This is a genomic window from Peribacillus deserti (assembly GCF_016909175.1).
GTDB lineage: Bacteria > Bacillota > Bacilli > Bacillales > DSM-1321 > Paraperibacillus > Paraperibacillus deserti.
On record NZ_JAFBFI010000009.1, the window covers coordinates 129,367 to 148,215 of the forward strand.

Genomic DNA, 18,849 nt, shown 5'->3' on the forward strand with positions numbered 1-18,849 from the left:
AGTCAGGGTGATATAGATGGAATATGATGTAATTGTAATAGGGGGCGGCCCATCAGGTTTAATGTCTGCCATTGCTGCAGGTGAAAAGGGTGCTAAGGTCCTCCTGATTGATAAAGGACAAAAGCTTGGCAGGAAACTGGCTATTTCAGGCGGCGGCAGATGTAATGTAACAAATCGCCTGCCTATAGATGAGATCGTAAAGCATATACCAGGAAACGGGCGCTTCCTATATAGCGCCTTTTCCGAATTCAGCAATGAAGATATTATCAACTTTTTCGAGAACCTGGGTATCACTTTAAAAGAGGAAGATCATGGCCGTATGTTTCCAGTTACAGATAAGGCCCAAAATGTTGTTGATGCCCTTATAACAAGACTGAACCAATTAAAAGTAAAGATATATACTAACTCACCCGTTAAGGATGTTCTCTATGAAGACGGTAAAGTAACGGGAGTTGTGTTAAAAGAGGGACAGAAGATCACTGCAAAAGCAGCTGTTCTTGCAGTAGGCGGCAAGTCCGTCCCGCATACCGGATCTACAGGCGACGGCTATGCCTGGGCCAAAAAAGCAGGCCATACGATTACTGATCTGTTCCCTACTGAAGTCCCTGTAACATCGGCTGAGCCTTTCATTAAGGATAAAACACTTCAAGGCTTATCTTTGCAGGATGTGGACTTAAGTGTACTGAATCCAAAGGGAAAACCAATTATCACTCATAAAATGGATATGATTTTTACCCATTTTGGGATTTCCGGTCCAGCCGTACTGCGCTGCAGCCAATTTGTGGTGAAGGCCATGAAGAAATGGAATCTCAACACAGTCACGATGAAATTAGACGCTTTACCCGAACAAAATAAAGAAGAAATTTTCCAGTCCATACTTAAATTAATCAAAGAAGAACCAAAAAAGGCCGTAAAAAATACACTCAAAGGCTTGCTGCCCGAAAGATATCTTCATTTCCTGCTTGAAAAAGCGGGGATAGATCTGCAAGCACCCGGCTCAACTGTGTCTCATGAAAAGATACGCGGCTTGGCAGATATCTGCAAAGAATTTACCTTTCAAGTGAATGGCACATTATCCCTTGAAAAGGCATTCGTTACCGGCGGCGGAGTATCTGTAAAAGAAATTCATCCAAAAGAAATGTCTTCAAAATTTATGGACGGACTATATTTCTGCGGTGAAATATTAGATATCCACGGCTACACCGGGGGCTATAATATTACCTCTGCTCTTGTAACCGGCAGACTTGCAGGGTTGAATGCCGCCTTATATAGTAAACAGGTAAAAATGAACTGAAAGGGGGCAGACAATTAATGAAAGCACTTGTATTCTCAGAATTCGGAGGACCCGAAGTTCTAACATATACCGAAATTCCTGATCCGATCATTAGAAGCAATGATATTCTCGTTGAAATGAAGGCAATCGGGCTGAATTTTGCTGATGTCTACCGCCGAAAGGGAAATTATCACCTTGCTGGTGAACCGCCATATATTCTAGGGTATGAAGGTGCTGGAGTGGTAGTTAAAACCGGGGACTCAGTCACCGGCTTTAAACCTGGCGACAGAATTGCGTTTGCCGATGTACCTTATGCAAATGCCGAATTGGCGGCGGTTCCTGCCGCGCATGCCATCCCACTGCCGGATGATATATCTTATGAGACAGCAGCTTCCTTAATGCTGCAGGGATTGACCGCACAATATTTAACTCATGACAGCTATCCATTAAAAGCTAAAGATTCGGTGCTGATTCATGCAGCGGCGGGCGGTGTAGGACAGCTGCTTACGGGAATCGCGAAGCATATGGGTGCAAAGGCAATCGGCCTTACTTCCTCTGAACAGAAGAGAGAAACAGCACTTAAAGCCGGCGCTGAAGAAGTGTACCTATATGATGAGGACTGGAAAGCGAAAGTCCTTGCTGCTACAGATGGCAAGGGAGTGGATGTGGTCTACGAATCTGTAGGTTCCACTTTAACAGACAGCTTCCAGGCTGCCAGAATTGGAGGCACAGTCGTATTCTTCGGAATGGCCGGAGGCGATCCAGCACCTGTTGACCCGAGAATGCTGATGGATACCTCCAAAACATTAACCGGCGGGGATCTCTGGAACTATCTCACTTCTAGCGAAGAAAGAATAAACAGATCTTCCAGGCTATTTGAATGGATAAGAAATGGGGCCATCCGAATCGCACCTCCTGCAGTCTTCAGCCTGAAGGACGGCCGAGAGGCTCATGCGTTAATAGAAAGCAGAAAAAGCACTGGTAAAATTTTGTTAATTCCATAAAAAAAGTCAGTCTTTATCCGTTTGGATAAAGGCTGCTTTTTTATACCATTGTACAGATGCGATTTAACCAGGCACAGAATGTCAGAAGATAACTCTGTTTCATTTAAAGAACTATGAATGGCATCAGGATACTTTCAATTTAACTTACAGACTATGGGCGGGGGAAATCATGTTAAGCGGGAATTATGTAAGAACGGGCATTCTTTTTTATTGAAAATATAATTCAAGAAAGAAATTCAAATTAAAAGGGGGGCTTTTAGCCCCCCTTCAGTTTTACACCGCTGCTAATCAAAAAACACCCTGAATTTACAGGGTGCCTCATTTCTTGCGGTAGATAACCATTGCGCTAAAGCAATAAATCTGGTCCTCTTCTTCTTCACTCATAGCAGCAACATTGTATTTAATATCAACAAGCTGGTCTTCTTGAATAGCCTTAAGGAACGTATTCATTCCTTTTTCCAGATCTTTTTCGTGTTCATAGTCAAATAGCTTTACTTGAATCACGGCCGGTCTCTCCCAATACTTTTTATACTAGTATTTACAGCAGAGTCCTTTTTTATTCAATTCAGAATTGTTTATTTGAATACTTTCTCGCCCTTCCAATTAAGCATTCCGCCTGTCATATTGCGGACTTTATATCCTTGATCCTGCAGATAGTGGCAAACATTGCCGCTTCTTCCGCCAGATCGGCAAATGAAAATATATTCTTTATCTTTATCCAGCTCATCCAGCTTTTCTGGAATATCTCCCATTTTTATATGAACCGCGCCCGGAATCATTCCTGTTGCTACCTCTTCATCTTCGCGGACATCCACTAAAAGAAGCTGTTCATCTCTCTCAATCTTCTCTTGCAGTTCATCTGTTGTTATCGTTTTTAGTTCTTCCATTATCGTATCTTCCTCTCAAAAAATCTTAGTAAGATAGTTCCCTATCAAGATAAGGCATCCAATGTCTGCTAAATCAATTCCATGCTTAAATATCGTTCCCCGCTGTCAGGGGCAATGCACAATACTCTTTTTCCTTTTCCAAGGCGTTTTGCTATTTCAATAGCTGCAAACACAGCAGCTCCTGCAGATAATCCAAGAAACAGGCCTTCTTCCCTTGCCAGCTTTCTAAAGGTATCCACTGCATCTTCGTCTGCAATTTGAATAATCTCGTCGTAAATTTCCGTATTTAAAATGTCTGGAATGAAGCCAGGACTTGTTCCTACTAATTTATGAGGGCCGGGACTTCCTCCGGAAAGAACGGGAGAGCCTTTAGGTTCGACAACGGCAATATATATATCCGGTATTAATTCCTTAAGTTTTTCACCAGTACCCGTAACCGTTCCTCCTGTTCCAGCAGTCGCAATGAAAGCATCTACATCCCCGTCCATCTGCTCATATATCTCAACAGCGGTTGTTTCCCGGTGAATGTCAGGATTTGCCTGATTCTCAAATTGCTGCGGAATAAAGCTTCCTGGGATGCTTTCTTTAATCTCTAGAGCTTTAGCAATTGAACCAGGCATCTTTTGAACGCTTGGAGTGAGCACCACTTCTGCTCCATATGCTTTTAAAATGTTGATTCTTTCTTTTGTCATATTATCCGGCATAACCAAAATGGCACGATAACCCTTTGCGGCGGCGGTCATAGCAAGCCCGATACCCGTATTGCCGCTGGTAGGCTCAATGATCGTATCCCCTGGTTTTAGGAGCCCTTCTTCTTCTGCCTTCTTTATCATGTTATAAGCCGCCCTGTCTTTTACACTCTTAGATGGATTAAACATTTCGAGTTTAACAAATACATCTGCTGCTCCCTCAGGAACTAATCTATTCAAGCGGACCACTGGTGTATCACCAATCAGCTCAAGAATATTATTGACGACTTTCATTTGAACAAAAACTCCCTTATTTTAAAAAGTAAAACTAGTACCTTTATATTAACAAAAACATTTATAGTATTACCAACACCTGAACTTCTATCATTATTCCAGAAATGAAAAAACCGAACCCTTTTTCGAAAAGAGTTTCGGTTTATTTCACCTTATTGATCTATACGTAAAGGGTCTACTTCCCTTCCTGTCTTAATATCTATCACCTTTCCTGTTTTCTTTGGTACTGGTATGGCCCTGCTTTTTGGAGCTTTGTGTCTATTTTCTACCCAGTCTACCAGCATATTGAAAGATTGATGAACATATGGAAGCAGCGGCTGAAGTTGTTTTTGGGTATCAGCTGCTGGACTCCAGACCAGACCATCAACATGGTTTCCATTTGTTATCGTGTATAAGCGGTGCAGGTGTGCCTTACCCTTTTCCTGAATCAGCTGCTGATACGGATACGCATGGACCGACGGAAAAATCAACGAATCCAGGGAACCGGTTACACTGATAAGCGGGACGTTAATGTCTCCAATATTTTGTATCTTTTTAACATTTTGCTTCACGCCGAGCGGACGTTTGTTATAGTCATAGTTTTTAAAAATATCATCATATGTGCGGTCGCGTGTACCATTGGAAAGAAAGTTTAGATACTTTTGCCATTCGATCTGGCCTGGTGCGCCCGGGTCAAATTCATCACGGTAAATATTTAACGTAATAAACCAATAAATCTGGTCATGATATGCCCAAAGGCTTTCAGACCCCTGTGGAAGACCAGCTTTATATAGTTCCTTCACTGACTTTACCTTTTCTTCCCCCGCTCCATACAGAGCAGTGAATGCGTGTTTTACAACCGGTGTTAAAGAAGTAATTAAATTAGGATCATTCGCTCTCCAGAGAACTCCTTCCCAGTCCACGCCTCCATCATAAAGATGACTGCCTTTTTGCTTTTGATCATGTTCTAACGCATAGCGGACTACATAGCCTCCATTGGAGATTCCTATTGCATAAGTGGGAATGGGATGGTTCCGTGATACGAGCTTGCTTGCTGGATTTTTCTTATCTTTTTGATCAATCAATTGAGCAGCGTAATTTTTTTGGAGGTAGGCTTGTGCAGCTTTGGTAAGCTCCCTGAAACGAATGTTCCATTCAGCCATACTATCGTCTTCTGAGGCAAGTGCATTTTTTGATTTCGCAAATGGATCAGCTGGATCCGCTTCTCCCTGTGTGCCTTTATCCGTTGCGGCAAAAGCATACCCTTTAGCTAGAACAAAATCGCTGAATAGTAAATCTGTAGATGTTTCATTTCGAGTTGCCGGGATTCCCGCAACTATCAGTTTTCCATTCCATTGATCTGGAACCCGGATTACAAACTTTGCATCTTCAAATTGCCCGTTAACCTGCTTACCTTTTACTTCGGCAGGCTTATACATATGATACCAGCCTGTTTTAGCAGTAGAATCTCCCCAATAAAATGGAGCCAGGCCCTTATTACCAAATACGCTTGCAGCCTCAAACTGTGCAGGATTTTAGTCGTGAGCCAGTTTCCATTTTTTCCATCAAATTCTGTGAGTGTAACATTTTGCGCACCCGGTATTATGGCTGTTTCAGAGGCTTTCACCTGCATTCCTGGAACGGCAATTGGCAGTGCAAGAATCATCGCTGAAGCCAATGCCATCAGCTTACGTTTCATCACATCATTCCTCCAGATAAGTTATTTGTAATCGCTTACATAGTAAACCAAGCAAGTTCTGTGCCAAAAAAGCACAGAGTATGTAATAATGCTTAATTACTGTTAATTCCTATATTTTTATATGGGACAGATCCCTTTTTTTCCTCAATTACGGAAACACCAGGCACAACCCTTCCGTTCAATTGGAATTTTCCGCATTTCTGTACTATCTGATTATAAAGAAAGGACAGTTTTTACATATAAGTAAAACTGCCCTTTGTAGAATTAGGAAGCACGCTTCAAGTATTTAAATTGTCCTTTTGATAAAACCGTTCTTTCAAGACGATGCCCCATTAAACCGGCACAAACGGCCAGTATGATATCTTTTGGCAGAGGAGCCATCATCCATAACCAGGCCACTTTATAGCTAAAAGCAGGAGGAGCAGCAGCCCACAATTTGAAAGCCATGTACATCCAATTCGTCCCGAACAGATAATTGACTGCCATTCCGATCAGCGATGCTGTTATATACGCGCCTGCACTCTTAAATCTCTCAACTATTTTCCCTGCTATATAAGCTGTAAAAATAAATGAAATGATAAAGCCGAAGTTTGAACTGAATATAGTTGAAAAGCCTGCTCCAAACTTAGCAAAAACTGGAATTCCTACAAGACCCGCCAATGTATAACCAACCATGGAAATGGCTCCAAGACGGCTTCCAAGTATAACTCCAGCTAATATCGCAAAAAAAGTCTGCAGGGTGATCGGAACACTTCCAACCATCATAAATGGAGCAATAGAAGTTATATTTGCCCCAATAGCCATTAATGTTATAAACATTCCCGCTAATGTCAGATCAATAGGTCTTAGCTTCATTTTCTCTCTCCTCGAGTATTGTTTGATAATTTAAACATAAATGCGTGGCGAAGTTTTGTCAACTTAAATATAAGTTAGTTAACATTTAATTCTTATCCGGGAGGATAAGGCTTGCCGAGCAAACGAAAAGCTCTGAGGTCCTTTATGGATAGATGGTATGCATTATACGGACAGGTTTTGTGAAAAAGTATTGATTTTCAACATAAAAAATTCTAGTTCTTTGTGGAATTTATTATTTTAGCAAGAGACTGGGTATTATGAGAGTTACTCCAACAATTTCTATAAGGTAGACCGTCAATATATGAGGGGTATACACACGTTTACGAGGAGTAATTGAAATTTTATGGAGGTTAAATGAAATTTGCGAGGGTTAACCAGGATTTTACGAGGGGTAAATCGTACTTTATGGGGATTCTTCTGTCCCCCCCAGCCCAGCCAGCTCCTAAGCAAGCATCTACACAATCTAAAAAAAGAAAAAACTCCCCTCAAGGAGAGTTTCACCCTTATTATTCCAGCATTTTTCCCTGATGATAATCTGCCATAAATTGATCTACAGTATCTTCAAGATCACCCGCAGCATCCGGCACTTGGACAATCAGTTCGTTGCGTGAGGCAACCGGTGTGATCGTATAGTTATCAAAGCGGTTCACCTCAAGCTGAACCTTCAAGTCCTCAGCAAGACTTTCGGCCTGAAAGGAATCTTTCAGCAAATATCTGTGGTTTTTCATTACTGGGCCTCCTACCTATTAATAAAAATTAGTTTTCCCTTGAATGATAGATCTAGTCCATTTTTTCCTTTTTTTGTATATAAAAAACAGCATCAGGGAATTTCCTGATGCTGTTTGGCTATTAATATTAGTTGGCTACTATATTGACCAGCTTGCCTGGTACGGCAATTACCTTGCGGACTGTTTTTCCGCTGATTTGTTCTTTAATTTCATTGTCGCCCATCGCAATTTCTTCTAGCTTTTCTCTGCTGGCACCAGCCGGTACCATCAGCTTATGTTTTACTTTCCCATTAACCTGAATGACAATCTCCACTTCATCAGCAACTAGCTTCGCTTCGTCATAAGCCGGCCATGCTGCATACGTAATCGTTTCTGTGTGGCCAAGTTTTTCCCAAAGCTCTTCACTAATATGCGGGCAGATTGGAGAAAGCATTTTTACGAAACCTTCTACATATGCTTTTGGAATTTCTTCTGCCTTATAAGCTTCATTAATAAATACCATTAATTGAGAAATAGCTGTATTAAAACGGATACCCTCGAAGTCCTCGGTCACCTTTTTAACCGTCTGGTGGTACACTTTTTCAAGTGACTGACTGCTTTCTGCATCTGTAATCTTAGCAGAAAGTGAACCGTCTTCTTCAACCAGAAGGCGCCAGATGCGGTCTAGGAAGCGGCGAGAGCCATCAAGACCATTTGTGGACCATGCAATGGAGGCATCCAACGGCCCCATGAACATTTCATAAAGGCGAAGGGTGTCTGCCCCATGGCTTTCAATGATTTCATCAGGGTTTACCACATTTCCTTTGGACTTACTCATTTTTTCATTATTTTCCCCAAGAATCATTCCCTGGTTGAATAGCTTCTGGAATGGCTCTTTTGTTGGGACAACCCCAATATCGTATAAGAATTTATGCCAGAATCTTGCGTAAAGCAAGTGAAGAACGGCATGTTCTGCTCCGCCGATATAAATATCTACAGGAAGCCATTCTTTCAGCTTTTCTGCATCAGCCAAAGCTTCTTTGTTATCAGGATCAATATAACGAAGATAATACCAGCAGCTTCCCGCCCATTGCGGCATTGTATTCGTTTCACGGCGGCCTTTTCTGCCGTTTTCATCTGTAACATTCACCCAATCTTCAATATTTGCAAGAGGGGATTCCCCTGTTCCGGATGGCCTGATTTCTGTTGTTTTAGGCAGTACAAGCGGAAGCTCTTCTTCACTGACTGCACTGCTTGTTCCATCTTCCCAGTGAATAACCGGTATAGGCTCGCCCCAGTAACGCTGGCGGCTGAACAGCCAGTCACGAAGTCTGTAGGTAACTTTTCTTTCTCCTATGCCTTTTTCCTCAAGCCAGGAAATCATTTGCTTAATGCCTTCTTCTTTTTCTGTTCCATTTAGGAAATCCGAATTAATATGCTTGCCATTACCAGTGTAGGCTTCCTTTTTTACATCTCCGCCTTCAACCACTTCAACAACCGGAAGATCGAATTGTTTTGCAAATTCGAAGTCGCGCTCATCATGAGCCGGCACCGCCATGATGGCTCCAGTTCCATACGTGGCAAGCACATAGTCAGCAATCCAGATAGGCATTTTTTCATTGTTTACCGGATTGATTGCATAAGCGCCAGTGAAAACACCAGTTTTTTCTTTGGCAAGATCGGTTCTTTCCAGATCACTCTTATGCTTTACTTTATCCAGATAAGCTTCAACCGCGCTTCGCTGCTCGCTTGTAGTTATTTTTCCTACCAAAGGATGTTCGGGTGCCAGTACCGCGTAAGTTGCACCAAATAGAGTATCCGGACGGGTCGTAAAGACTCTGAATGATCCTTCCTTGCCCTCAATAGCAAATTCAAGCTCTGCTCCCTCAGAACGGCCGATCCAGTTGCGCTGCATATCTTTAAGGCTTTCCGGCCAATCTAATTCCTCAAGATCCTCAGCAAGACGGTCCGCATAAGCCGTAATCCTTAACATCCATTGTCTCATTGGGCGGCGTTCTACAGGATGACCGCCCCGCTCGCTCTTCCCGTCAATTACCTCTTCATTAGCAAGAACAGTTCCCAGTGCCGGGCACCAGTTAACAGGCACTTCATCCACATAGGCAAGACCTTTTTCATACAGCTTAAGGAAGATCCACTGTGTCCATTTATAATAATCCGGGTCGGTCGTGTTCACTTCGCGGTCCCAGTCATAAGAGAAACCAAGCTCTTTAATCTGGCGGCGGAAAGTATTGATATTCTGTACCGTAAATTCTGCTGGATCATTTCCTGTATCCAAAGCATACTGCTCAGCCGGAAGACCGAACGCATCCCAGCCGATAGGATGCAATACTTTATAGCCTTGCATTCTTTTCAGACGAGAAATAATGTCTGTTGCTGTATATCCTTCTGGATGGCCAACATGCAGCCCTGCACCAGATGGATAAGGAAACATATCAAGTGCATAGAATTTTCTTTTATCTTTGTCTTCGTCCGTTTTAAAGGTTTTATTTTCGTCCCAATATTTCTGCCACTTTTTTTCAATCTTTTTGTGAAAAAAATTCATTGCTTTTTCCTCCTAAAAACTTCTAATAAACTCAAAAAATCCTCTCGCCCCTCCATAAAAGAGGGACGAGAGGATTTGTTATATCTCCCGCGGTACCACCCAAATTAGTGCAATGATGCATTGCACCCGCTCGAAATCCTTAACGCGGATTATGCGACAGACACTAATTTCTTCATGCCTGTAACTCAAAGGCGAGTTCACAATCAATCTCGGTTGACTTGCACCAGCCGTCAACTCTCTAAGGCGAGTTCTAATTGCTACTACTCCTTATCAAAGCTTTTTTAATATGATAGTTATTCATATTTTAGTAAATAATGAATTAAAATGCAAGCTGACTTTTCACTCATGTTACCCTGGTTTAGTCATTTATATTCACAAAATTGGAAATAGTTCTCTTTCTTAGGCTTAGCCAGCTTTTACAGGAGTCAGGTCTGCTTCCTCATTTGTCCTAAGGTTTCTGTCGTAGAAGGCAGTTGTCATTATAGCGATGATAAATAATATAATCAGCACGATGAACATCATGCTCATTCCATAAAAATCGACAAGGATTCCTCCAATGGTCGGCCCAAGCATCCGCCCGCCGGTAGCTGTACTGTTCACAACGCCTTGATAAAACCCTTCTCTTCCTTTTGGGGCCAGATTATCAGCGAGTGCTGGAACCGCTGGCCAGACAAACATTTCTCCGATCGTAAGAACCATCATAGCTGTTAAAAACCCTGAAAAACCATTTGCATAGGAAGCCATAACAAAAGCTCCAATAAAAATGAAAATTCCTAATATAATCTGCGATTTTACTTTTTTTAAAAAGTTATTTACAAAAAGATTAACAGCAGGCTGTGCAAAAACAATCAACGCTCCGTTAATAGTCCATAAAATACTGTATTGTTTCAAACTGATTCCAATTTCTTGAGTATAGGAGGCTATCGTTGACTGCCACTGCACATATCCGATCCAGCATAGAAGATATCCAAAGCAAAGCATTAGAAGAGCACTCATCTTAGAAAAATCCTTGACTGGAGGCTGTTCTGATAGGATTCCAGCCGCTGCAGATGGACCATCGGCATGCTGAATGCCCTTGAAACCAAACAGAACAATACATAAAAACAAAATATACATAAGCGTATTAGCAAGAAAAATGTAGTCAAAGGAATACGAGGCAACAAGGCCGCCCATGGCTGAACCAGCTGCTACCCCTACGTTTTGGGCAATATAGATAGCATTAAATGCTTTTCTGCCTCCTTCCTTCCACACAGATCCTGCCATGGCATAAAAAGAAGGAAATACGATTCCTGTTCCAAAACCGATAATAATTAAAAAAACGACATAATAAATCCAGGTATGATTTAGAGTCAGTCCAATTAAAGCAGATAGTGAAATAGAAATCCCAATAAGAATCGTTTTGTAGCCGCCAATTTTATCAAACAGACTTCCGCCCATTAAATTTCCTATTACAGATGCAAACGCATTTGCCATTAACACGAATCCTGCTACGGAGAGAGATTTCCCAAGATGGTCGTGTATGTAGATCGCGTTCAATGGCCAAAGAAAAGAATTTCCGGTTACATTTATAACCATTCCAATTATGAGCAGCCAAAGGTTTCGAGGCAAATTTGACTCCCCCTTTTGTATTAAAATGTTTCGAACACCAAAACAATTTTAATGATTTTACTTTAGGATTGCAATGGTTATTTTTCCTCTATCGCAGGTATGACACATTCACAGAAAATTCGAGTTTCATTCCTGCAGACCGTTATGATTTCACCTTAAATAACTGCTGCGAAAAGCGTGTCATAAAAAAACCATTACCCGGTATATCAGGGTAATGGTTTTTCAGGCCCGCACTATAGAGTCTCAATTATTTTAGTGATCAAGAAGAATCATGTCATTTTGGATGTCCTGCAGACGCATTCTCATTCTATCGAGCTGATACCTTTGCTGCTGATCTGCACTGCGCTTTAACCGCTCGAGTTCGTTCACAGTCATTTCAACCCTCGCTTGAGCATGAATGTAAACATCATCATTATAATGCTCCTGCAAAGATCCGTCCTGAAACTGTTCGTTTGCCAAACTCAGTGTTTCTTCACATTGCTTTAAAAAGTTATCCACAGATTCATGAGTTGCCATTTTAGGACCCTCCTTCGACTCTGATGAAACTTCTTCATCTCTTTTAGTGTACCTGCCCAGCCTGCGATTATCAGGGAAATAATCTGGGAAATAGGGACAGTCCCCCGAGAGAAGAGCTTTATGGTAAAATAGCTTTTATGTATGCGAAGATTTGGATATCAGCCTGAATTTATATAAATGGAGTTTAGATAGAAGGAGGAATGTGAGAAGTGGGTGCTGATCATGCTTTTTTATATGCAGCGGATGATAAAAGGTATCACACATGGAATTATCATCTCCGCAATGAGTTTGGCCATAAGGTGTTTAAGATTGCTTTAGATGGCGGCTTTGACTGCCCAAACCGTGATGGGACTGTTGCACATGGCGGCTGTACGTTTTGCAGCGCGGCAGGCTCTGGTGATTTTGCAGGCGATCGTGCAGACAGCCTTGAGAAGCAATTCCATGACATCAAGGATAAAATGCACACAAAATGGAAAGATGGAAAGTATATGGCCTATTTTCAGGCTTATACAAATACACATGCTCCTGTCGAAGTGCTCAGAAAAAAATTCGAAAGCGTACTGAAGCAGGAAGGAGTGGTTGGTTTGTCTATCGCCACCAGACCCGATTGTCTTCCTGATGATGTAATTGACTATCTTGCAGAGTTGAATCAGCGCACGTATTTATGGGTTGAGCTTGGCTTGCAGACGGTTCATGAACGAACAGCCCTTCTGATTAATCGGGCACATGATTACGAATGCTATAAAGAAGGTGTAGAAAAGCTTAGAAAACACGGTATTCGCATCTGTACTCATATTATTAACGGGCTTCCGCTTGAAAGCCAGGAAATGATGATGGAAACGGCCCGGGAAGTTTCGAAGCTGGATGTTCAAGGAATAAAAATCCATTTGCTTCATCTTTTAAAAGGAACTCCGATGGTGAAGCAGTACGAAAAAGGCATGCTGAAGTTTCTCTCATTTGATGACTATATTCAATTAGTCTGCGATCAGCTTGAAATTTTGCCGCCTCACATGATTGTTCACCGGATAACGGGGGACGGCCCTATTGATTTAATGATTGGTCCTATGTGGAGTGTGAATAAATGGCAGGTTTTAAACTCTATAGATGCCGAATTAAAAAGAAGAAACAGCTGGCAGGGAAAATACTACAATCATTCTGCGCGAGGCATATATGAAACTTGAAAGAATACTGCCATTTGCCCGCAGGCTTCTACAATCCGCCGTCTCAGAAGGAGATATAGCGGTGGACGCTACATTAGGAAACGGCCACGATACAGTGTTCCTTGCTTCTCTCTCTGGAGAAAGCGGACATGTGTATGGCTTTGATATTCAGGAAGCAGCCGTAGATCATTCGAAACAAAGAATAGAAGCGAATAACCTTTCAAAGCAGGTTACCCTTTTTTTAAAAGGGCATCAGTATATACAAACAAGCATCCCTGAACTTCATGCAGGCAAGATAAAAGGCGCCATATTTAACCTTGGTTATCTGCCGGGAGGAAACAAAAGCGTTGTAACTAAAGCGGAAACCACTATCCAGGCTGTTCAGCAGCTTCTTGAATGGATGGCCCCAGAGGGTATCATTGTGCTTGTCATCTACCAAGGCCATCCCGAAGGAAAACTGGAAAGAGATTCTCTTCTTTCTTTTATATCCTCCATTCCTCAGGATATGGCTCATGTTCTCCAATATGCATTTATAAACCAGGTGAACGATCCGCCATTTATCATAGCTATTGAAAAGAGATAGACAAATAAACAGGGTGATCCGGAAGTATGGATCACCCTGTATTAGTTATAATAGCTGGGGCTTGTACAAAATGATTATGCCTTCAACGGACTAATTTTTTGAATTCCGCGATACATACGACCGTTTAAATAAAAAAATAACGTAATGCCGCCGCCCAGCTTTCTTACCTTTTTTGCCAGCCGGGCCAGATGCTTCTGGCTGCGTACTTTTTCATCCGATAAATAAATGCCAAGCAATCCGCGATGAATTAATTTATGAAATTGCTTATGCGGCAGTTTTTCGGAGTAATGCTCAGCCTGCCTTACAAAATGCTCAAGCCTAGCCATCATTTCTTGTTCATTTTGATAATAAAAACAAAAATTTAAATCTCCCCCAGCTCGGTCTTCCTCTTGATCTATCAAGTAATCCAATAGGATATGCAGTCCTTGGATATAAGGAAAATATCCTTCACAAATCATATCACCGTGCACCTTTTCAAAATCATCTCTAAAAGCATAAGAAGTTAAACAAAATATTCCGAGGGTAGAGCCGGAACATGCTGAAAATTCATACCAGCTCATTTCAGGAAGAGAATCCTTGTAGGTATTATGCCAGTTCTGCAGGCGGCTCACTCTTTTATCAGGATGCACATGCTTATGCACCTGCAAGTCACAATAAAAAGTGCACAGCTGAATTAAGTGGTTTTGTATTTTATCGTAATGATTCATTTTTGCGAGTACATTCTGGCATGTGAGAACCAGATCACGCAAATAATGTTGATCATCCTGCCCTGACCTATATCTATAGTAATTCACTGGTTTTGCACCTACAGTTAAAGCATGTAACATGGATTCGTGCAAAGCGCTGAAATCATCCGGATCGAGCGAGACGCTTCTGTCGCATAAGTTATCCAAATAATCGCTGATCGTCTGGTATGCGACAATAAATTTCACAGCTTCTTCAGCAGAATCTTCAGCCGCAAGGGCAAGAATTCCTCCGCCCTCACAATGAAATGCTTTTGATTCTATGCTGTCGCCGGCCTGTTTTCGGAGTTCGGAATCAGGTATTTCTCCCGCCCTTTTTTTCCAGTAGGCAAGCTCTTTATGGACGAGCGGAAGAATATTTAAATAAGTTTTTGACATGAGTGTAAGTGGAGTTTCCGGTATGGCCATGAAGCTTTCCCCCTAGTAAATATATCCTAATAGCCTCAGCCTGTTTTCGACAAATCCCCTGGCATACTCGAAGACATCTTCTCTTTCAGGTTCATTAAAAATTTCATGAAAAAGACCTGGCCACTCTTTGTACTGCTTTTCACTTGAAAGAATGTAATTAAACCATTCTTTTACAGCCTTCTTGTCTACAATTCTGTCGTCGCCTCCCTGCATGAGCAGAATCGGAATGTCCTGCAGGTCAGGAATCTCTTCGAAGGCCTCCTTCATGGCTCCAATCAGCTCGCGGTACCAGCGTACAGAAACCTTAGTCACATATAAGGAGTCATTAACATCTACTTCTAGCACTTCATCATTTCTAGTAGCCATTTGTACCGTCAAACCCGGATCCATTCTCAAAGTGGGAATGACTGCATTAAGAACAACTGAACATGCACTTAGAGCCTTGGATGGATAGTGAACAAGCCCAAGGCATGGGGAAGATAAAATAATTCCTGCCAGATTCAATCTTTCCTGCTGAAGAAGCCGGATGACAGCAAGACCTCCCATGCTGTGCCCAAGCAGAAAGACTGGCATTTCATACTCATATGCAGCCCGCACCCATTCCTTTATCGTATTTATGTACTCCTCAAAGGAATCAATATGTCCACGCCTGGAACGTGTGGTCATCCCCTGCCCGGGCAGATCACCCATGACTACATGGAAGCCAGCCGCACGCCACATTTCAATTAACCATCTATAGCGGCCATGATGCTCCAGTGCTCCGTGAACCATAACTATAACTCCTCTTGCTGTGTTAGCCGCTTCCCATTTATGCATTTCTATTCCCCCCTGTATAATGCCAGGATTTAATTTTATAAAAACATGTTGATTTGGTATTTTACAGCTTAATATCTAACAGGTAAACTTATAAAATAATCTTACTCTTATAATACCCAATTTCAGAGAAAGGTGTGTCTCCTGTGATTATTTATCCGTATAAAGATAAACAGCCAAAAATAGAGCCAGATGTGTATGTTGCTGAAAATGCCGTAATCACTGGTGATGTAACGATTGGGAGCCAGTCCAGCGTCTGGTTTAATTCTGTGATCCGGGGTGATGTGGCTCCAACCTATATCGGATCAAAAGTAAATATTCAGGATAACAGCGTCCTTCATCAAAGCCCGAATACCCCGCTTATCCTGGAAGACGAAGTGACCATTGGCCACCAGGTTATTCTGCACAGCTGTAAAATTGAAAGAGGCGCCCTGATCGGCATGGGCTCAATCGTACTGGATGGTGCCGTAATTGGCAGCGGTGCATTTATTGGTGCAGGCAGCCTTGTGCCTCAAGGAAAAATAATTCCGCCTAATACACTCGCTTTTGGCAGGCCGGCAAAAGTCATCCGCGAACTGAATGATGAAGATATCCGGGATATGAAACGAATCAGCCGCGAATATGCAGAAAAAGGCCATTACTACAAAAACCTGCAAGGGAAATAACCTGGGAAATGGGGACAGTCCCCTAATAAGAAAAAGCACCCGCGGGTGCTTTTTTTCTAGTTCTAGTTCTTCACTGATTCTAATTCTTGCTTGTAAAGTTCCTGAAAGGAATATTTACCTTCAATATTGATGCTGTGCCATAGCATAAACATCAGGACAGTCCAAATTTTGCGGCTGTTGTCCGCCTTTCCCTGGACGTGATCTTCTAACAAGCTATAGACCACATTCTTGTGCAGCAAATGATCGGTTTGGCTGTCGCGGATAATGGCTTTTGCCCAGTCATACATTTCATTTTTCAGCCAATGGCGGATCGGAACTGGGAATCCAAGTTTTTTCCGGTTAAGCACATGGTCTGGCACTACACCTTCAGCTGCTTTTCTCAGCAGATACTTAGTTGTTCCATTTGCTGTTTTAAGAGCAGAAGGAATGCCAGAAGACACTTCAAATACCTTCTTATCAAGGAAAGGTACACGCAGCTCTAAAGAATGAGCCATGGTCATTTTATCTGCCTTGAGAAGAATATCTCCTCTCATCCATGTATGAATGTCGATATACTGCATACGGCTTACCGGCTCATATCCTGCTGATTCACGGTATAGGGATTTTGTAATCTCTGTGTACTCAAGACCTTCTTTATAATTGGTCATAAGTCTTCTCTTTTCATCTTCGGTAAACATTTTTGCATTTCCGATATATCTTTCTTCCATCGGAGTTACGCCACGCTCGATAAAGCTTTTTCCTCTGACTCCCTCAGGAAGAATTTTAGCAACACCCTTCAAAAGCCCTTTAACGGCTCCAGGCATTTTTTCGAATACTTCTAATGATTGAGGTTCGCGGTATATATTGTAGCCGCCGAATAATTCATCTGCGCCTTCACCAGAAAGAACAACCGTTACATGCTTTCTTGCTTCTCTTGCGACAAAGTATAATGGCACACATGCTGGGTCAGCAAGCGGATCATCCATATGCCACATGATTTTAGGCAGCTCATTCATATATTCCTGAGGTGAAATAATATAACTGATGTTTTCGACGCCTAATTTATCAGCGGTTTCCTTCGCCACATCAATCTCACTGAAACCATTATGGTCAAAGCCGACAGAAAACGTTTTAATGTTAGGATGATATTCTTTGGCGATAGATGCAATAATGGAAGAATCAATGCCTCCTGAAAGGAAAGAACCGACTGGTACGTCACTTCTCATATGCATTTTAACACTATCGAACATAACATCTTTAATTTCTTTAACCCACTGTTCTTCAGATTTATGAACAGCTGTGAAAGATGCTTTCCAGTAGCGTTTAATGTCCAGAGGTCTGCCAATTTTCTTTGTAAAATAATGGCCAGGTTCAAGCTTATGAATTCCAACACTCATAGTTTCAGGCTCAGGCACAAATTGATAGGTTAAATAGTGCTGAAGCGATTCGTAGTTTATTACATCGTTCTCTAGAGCCAGCATGATGCTTTTCTTTTCAGAACCAAAGAATGTTCTATCTCCATCTTCCATATAGAAAAACGGCTTAATCCCGAACTGGTCTCTGCCTCCGTATAAAGTCTGTTCCTGCTTGTCCCAGATCACAAAAGCAAACATTCCGCGAAGCTTTTCGATTGCTCTTTCTTTCACATGGCTGTATAAAGCAATAATAACTTCTGTATCCGAGCTAGTTGCGAAAGACAATCCTTCTTTAATAAGCTCTTCCCGAAGCTCCACATAATTATAAATTTCACCGTTAAATATAATCCAATACCGCTCATTCTCATAAGTCAGCGGCTGATGGCCTGCTTCTATATCAATAATGCTCAACCGGCGGAAGCCAAATTGTATATGATCGTCAAAGAAATACCCATCATCATCTGGTCCACGGTGAGTGATAATGTTATTCATTTCTGTAAAAAGCTGTTTATCTTCATCTCTATGCTGCTGTGCTGTGTTGTGTATACACCCAATAAATCCACACATTTGCTTTCACCTACTTATATTATCGTATTCTCTTTATTCCCATGATTATCTAGTGTAAAAACATCTATTACCCTGCTGTATGTAAAACAAACATCCTTTTTTGCATACTTTCTTATATTAACACTATTTTTTAAGAAAAGGCATGGGTAAATATCTGTAATTTTAAACAAAGTTCTGTTCTGTAAGCTTGCCTATTGATCTCATCCGGAACAAAGTGAGGAACCTTCCACTCAAGATAGTGCCAAATTGAATTATTAAATCTGTAGGGAATCGCTTTTAAGATTTCAATTCCAAGTTAGTTCAACGTGTTCCGTCTCTCTCTAAGCGCAGGTAACTTGTCTCAGTCATTTAAAAACTTTTAGGCATGAAATTTGAAAGAAGTTTTGCGGATATGAAGGCAATTACTGGTTTTCGTTTACCATCAGCAAAAATAGCCTATCTC

At 41.7% G+C, this 18,849-nt stretch carries 16 protein-coding genes, 1 pseudogene and 1 other annotated feature; of the genes and pseudogenes, 5 read left to right on the top strand and 12 right to left on the bottom strand.

What is annotated here, in order from left to right; genetic code table 11:
• The first annotated feature begins 16 nt into the window (after positions 1–16).
• Together JOC77_RS11425 and JOC77_RS11430 are read left to right on the top strand one after the other, a co-directional pair.
• Positions 17–1,294: a BaiN/RdsA family NAD(P)/FAD-dependent oxidoreductase gene (locus JOC77_RS11425; RefSeq protein WP_204543343.1), complete on the top strand. Its 1,278-nt coding sequence runs from the start codon at positions 17–19 to the stop codon at positions 1,292–1,294.
• Positions 1,295–1,311: 17 nt separating this feature from the next.
• Positions 1,312–2,277 carry a quinone oxidoreductase family protein gene (locus JOC77_RS11430; protein WP_204543346.1) on the top strand — a complete coding sequence of 322 codons (966 nt, stop codon included), beginning with the start codon at positions 1,312–1,314 and terminating at the stop codon, positions 2,275–2,277.
• A 318-nt stretch (positions 2,278–2,595) separates the two neighbouring features.
• On the opposite strand, the gene JOC77_RS11435 is transcribed toward JOC77_RS11430, so the two are convergent.
• The 9 genes and pseudogenes from JOC77_RS11435 to JOC77_RS11475 all read right to left on the bottom strand — a co-directional run bounded on the left by JOC77_RS11435 (position 2,596) and on the right by JOC77_RS11475 (position 12,074).
• Positions 2,596–2,781 (bottom strand): sporulation protein Cse60, encoded by a 186-nt coding sequence (locus JOC77_RS11435; RefSeq protein WP_204543348.1) that lies wholly within the window; start codon positions 2,779–2,781, stop codon positions 2,596–2,598.
• Positions 2,782–2,852: 71 nt separating this feature from the next.
• Positions 2,853–3,164: a rhodanese-like domain-containing protein gene (locus JOC77_RS11440; protein WP_204543350.1), complete on the bottom strand. Its 312-nt coding sequence runs from the start codon at positions 3,162–3,164 to the stop codon at positions 2,853–2,855.
• Positions 3,165–3,232: 68 nt separating this feature from the next.
• Entirely contained in the window at positions 3,233–4,147 is a 915-nt protein-coding gene (gene cysK / locus JOC77_RS11445; RefSeq protein WP_204543352.1) for a cysteine synthase A, read from the bottom strand.
• Between the two features lie 152 nt (positions 4,148–4,299).
• A pseudogene (locus JOC77_RS11450) lies at positions 4,300–5,825 on the bottom strand (alpha/beta hydrolase).
• A 264-nt stretch (positions 5,826–6,089) separates the two neighbouring features.
• Positions 6,090–6,680 carry a biotin transporter BioY gene (locus JOC77_RS11455; RefSeq protein ID WP_204543354.1) on the bottom strand — a complete coding sequence of 197 codons (591 nt, stop codon included), beginning with the start codon at positions 6,678–6,680 and terminating at the stop codon, positions 6,090–6,092.
• A 506-nt stretch (positions 6,681–7,186) separates the two neighbouring features.
• Complete coding sequence (locus JOC77_RS11460; RefSeq protein WP_204543356.1) at positions 7,187–7,408, bottom strand: hypothetical protein; 222 nt, start codon at positions 7,406–7,408, stop codon at positions 7,187–7,189.
• A 127-nt stretch (positions 7,409–7,535) separates the two neighbouring features.
• On the bottom strand, positions 7,536–9,950 hold the full coding sequence (gene leuS, locus JOC77_RS11465) for a leucine--tRNA ligase (RefSeq protein WP_204543364.1): 2,415 nt from the start codon (positions 9,948–9,950) through the stop codon (positions 7,536–7,538).
• A 58-nt stretch (positions 9,951–10,008) separates the two neighbouring features.
• Positions 10,009–10,233 (bottom strand) — a binding site (T-box leader).
• Positions 10,234–10,355: 122 nt separating this feature from the next.
• A complete protein-coding gene (locus JOC77_RS11470; protein ID WP_204543366.1) occupies positions 10,356–11,558 on the bottom strand; it encodes an MDR family MFS transporter in 1,203 nt (400 codons plus the stop codon).
• A gap of 252 nt (positions 11,559–11,810) precedes the next feature.
• Complete coding sequence (locus tag JOC77_RS11475; protein ID WP_204543368.1) at positions 11,811–12,074, bottom strand: YtzC family protein; 264 nt, start codon at positions 12,072–12,074, stop codon at positions 11,811–11,813.
• A 209-nt stretch (positions 12,075–12,283) separates the two neighbouring features.
• Between JOC77_RS11475 and mnmL the strand changes: the two genes are divergently transcribed.
• Positions 12,284–13,255, top strand: coding sequence for a tRNA modification radical SAM protein MnmL/YtqA (gene mnmL, locus JOC77_RS11480; protein WP_204543370.1), 972 nt, complete (start codon positions 12,284–12,286; stop codon positions 13,253–13,255).
• Positions 13,245–13,817, top strand: coding sequence for a tRNA 5-(aminomethyl)-2-thiouridylate-methyltransferase MnmM (mnmM, locus tag JOC77_RS11485; RefSeq protein WP_204543372.1), 573 nt, complete (start codon positions 13,245–13,247; stop codon positions 13,815–13,817). Before mnmL ends, mnmM begins: the two co-directional genes overlap by 11 nt.
• Positions 13,818–13,891: 74 nt before the next feature.
• Here mnmM and JOC77_RS11490 read toward each other — a convergent pair whose 3' ends face one another.
• Complete coding sequence (locus tag JOC77_RS11490; RefSeq protein ID WP_204543374.1) at positions 13,892–14,968, bottom strand: tetraprenyl-beta-curcumene synthase family protein; 1,077 nt, start codon at positions 14,966–14,968, stop codon at positions 13,892–13,894.
• Between the two features lie 12 nt (positions 14,969–14,980).
• Positions 14,981–15,784, bottom strand: a complete 804-nt coding sequence (locus JOC77_RS11495; protein WP_204543376.1) for an alpha/beta hydrolase — start codon at positions 15,782–15,784, stop codon at positions 14,981–14,983.
• Positions 15,785–15,930: 146 nt separating this feature from the next.
• Here JOC77_RS11495 and JOC77_RS11500 point away from each other — a divergent pair, with 146 nt between their 5' ends.
• A complete protein-coding gene (locus JOC77_RS11500) occupies positions 15,931–16,446 on the top strand; it encodes a gamma carbonic anhydrase (protein WP_204543460.1) in 516 nt (171 codons plus the stop codon).
• 62 nt (positions 16,447–16,508) lie between these two features.
• Here JOC77_RS11500 and asnB read toward each other — a convergent pair whose 3' ends face one another.
• Positions 16,509–18,407, bottom strand: coding sequence for an asparagine synthase (glutamine-hydrolyzing) (gene asnB, locus JOC77_RS11505; protein ID WP_204543378.1), 1,899 nt, complete (start codon positions 18,405–18,407; stop codon positions 16,509–16,511).
• Positions 18,408–18,849 lie beyond the last annotated feature (442 nt).

Excerpts from the sequence above, each read along its gene's own strand:
- JOC77_RS11475 (WP_204543368.1), bottom strand. The coding sequence starts at position 12,074 with ATGGCAACTCATGAATCTGTGGATAACTTTTTAAAGCAATGTGAAGAA.
- JOC77_RS11425 (WP_204543343.1), top strand. The coding sequence starts at position 17 with ATGGAATATGATGTAATTGTAATAGGGGGCGGCCCATCAGGTTTAATG.
- JOC77_RS11490 (WP_204543374.1), bottom strand. The coding sequence starts at position 14,968 with ATGGCCATACCGGAAACTCCACTTACACTCATGTCAAAAACTTATTTA.
- leuS (WP_204543364.1), bottom strand. The coding sequence starts at position 9,950 with ATGAATTTTTTTCACAAAAAGATTGAAAAAAAGTGGCAGAAATATTGG.
- JOC77_RS11455 (WP_204543354.1), bottom strand. The coding sequence starts at position 6,680 with ATGAAGCTAAGACCTATTGATCTGACATTAGCGGGAATGTTTATAACA.
- JOC77_RS11440 (WP_204543350.1), bottom strand. The coding sequence starts at position 3,164 with ATGGAAGAACTAAAAACGATAACAACAGATGAACTGCAAGAGAAGATT.
- mnmM (WP_204543372.1), top strand. The coding sequence starts at position 13,245 with ATGAAACTTGAAAGAATACTGCCATTTGCCCGCAGGCTTCTACAATCC.
- asnB (WP_204543378.1), bottom strand. The coding sequence starts at position 18,407 with ATGTGTGGATTTATTGGGTGTATACACAACACAGCACAGCAGCATAGA.
- JOC77_RS11430 (WP_204543346.1), top strand. The coding sequence starts at position 1,312 with ATGAAAGCACTTGTATTCTCAGAATTCGGAGGACCCGAAGTTCTAACA.
- JOC77_RS11460 (WP_204543356.1), bottom strand. The coding sequence starts at position 7,408 with ATGAAAAACCACAGATATTTGCTGAAAGATTCCTTTCAGGCCGAAAGT.
- JOC77_RS11495 (WP_204543376.1), bottom strand. The coding sequence starts at position 15,784 with ATGCATAAATGGGAAGCGGCTAACACAGCAAGAGGAGTTATAGTTATG.
- cysK (WP_204543352.1), bottom strand. The coding sequence starts at position 4,147 with ATGAAAGTCGTCAATAATATTCTTGAGCTGATTGGTGATACACCAGTG.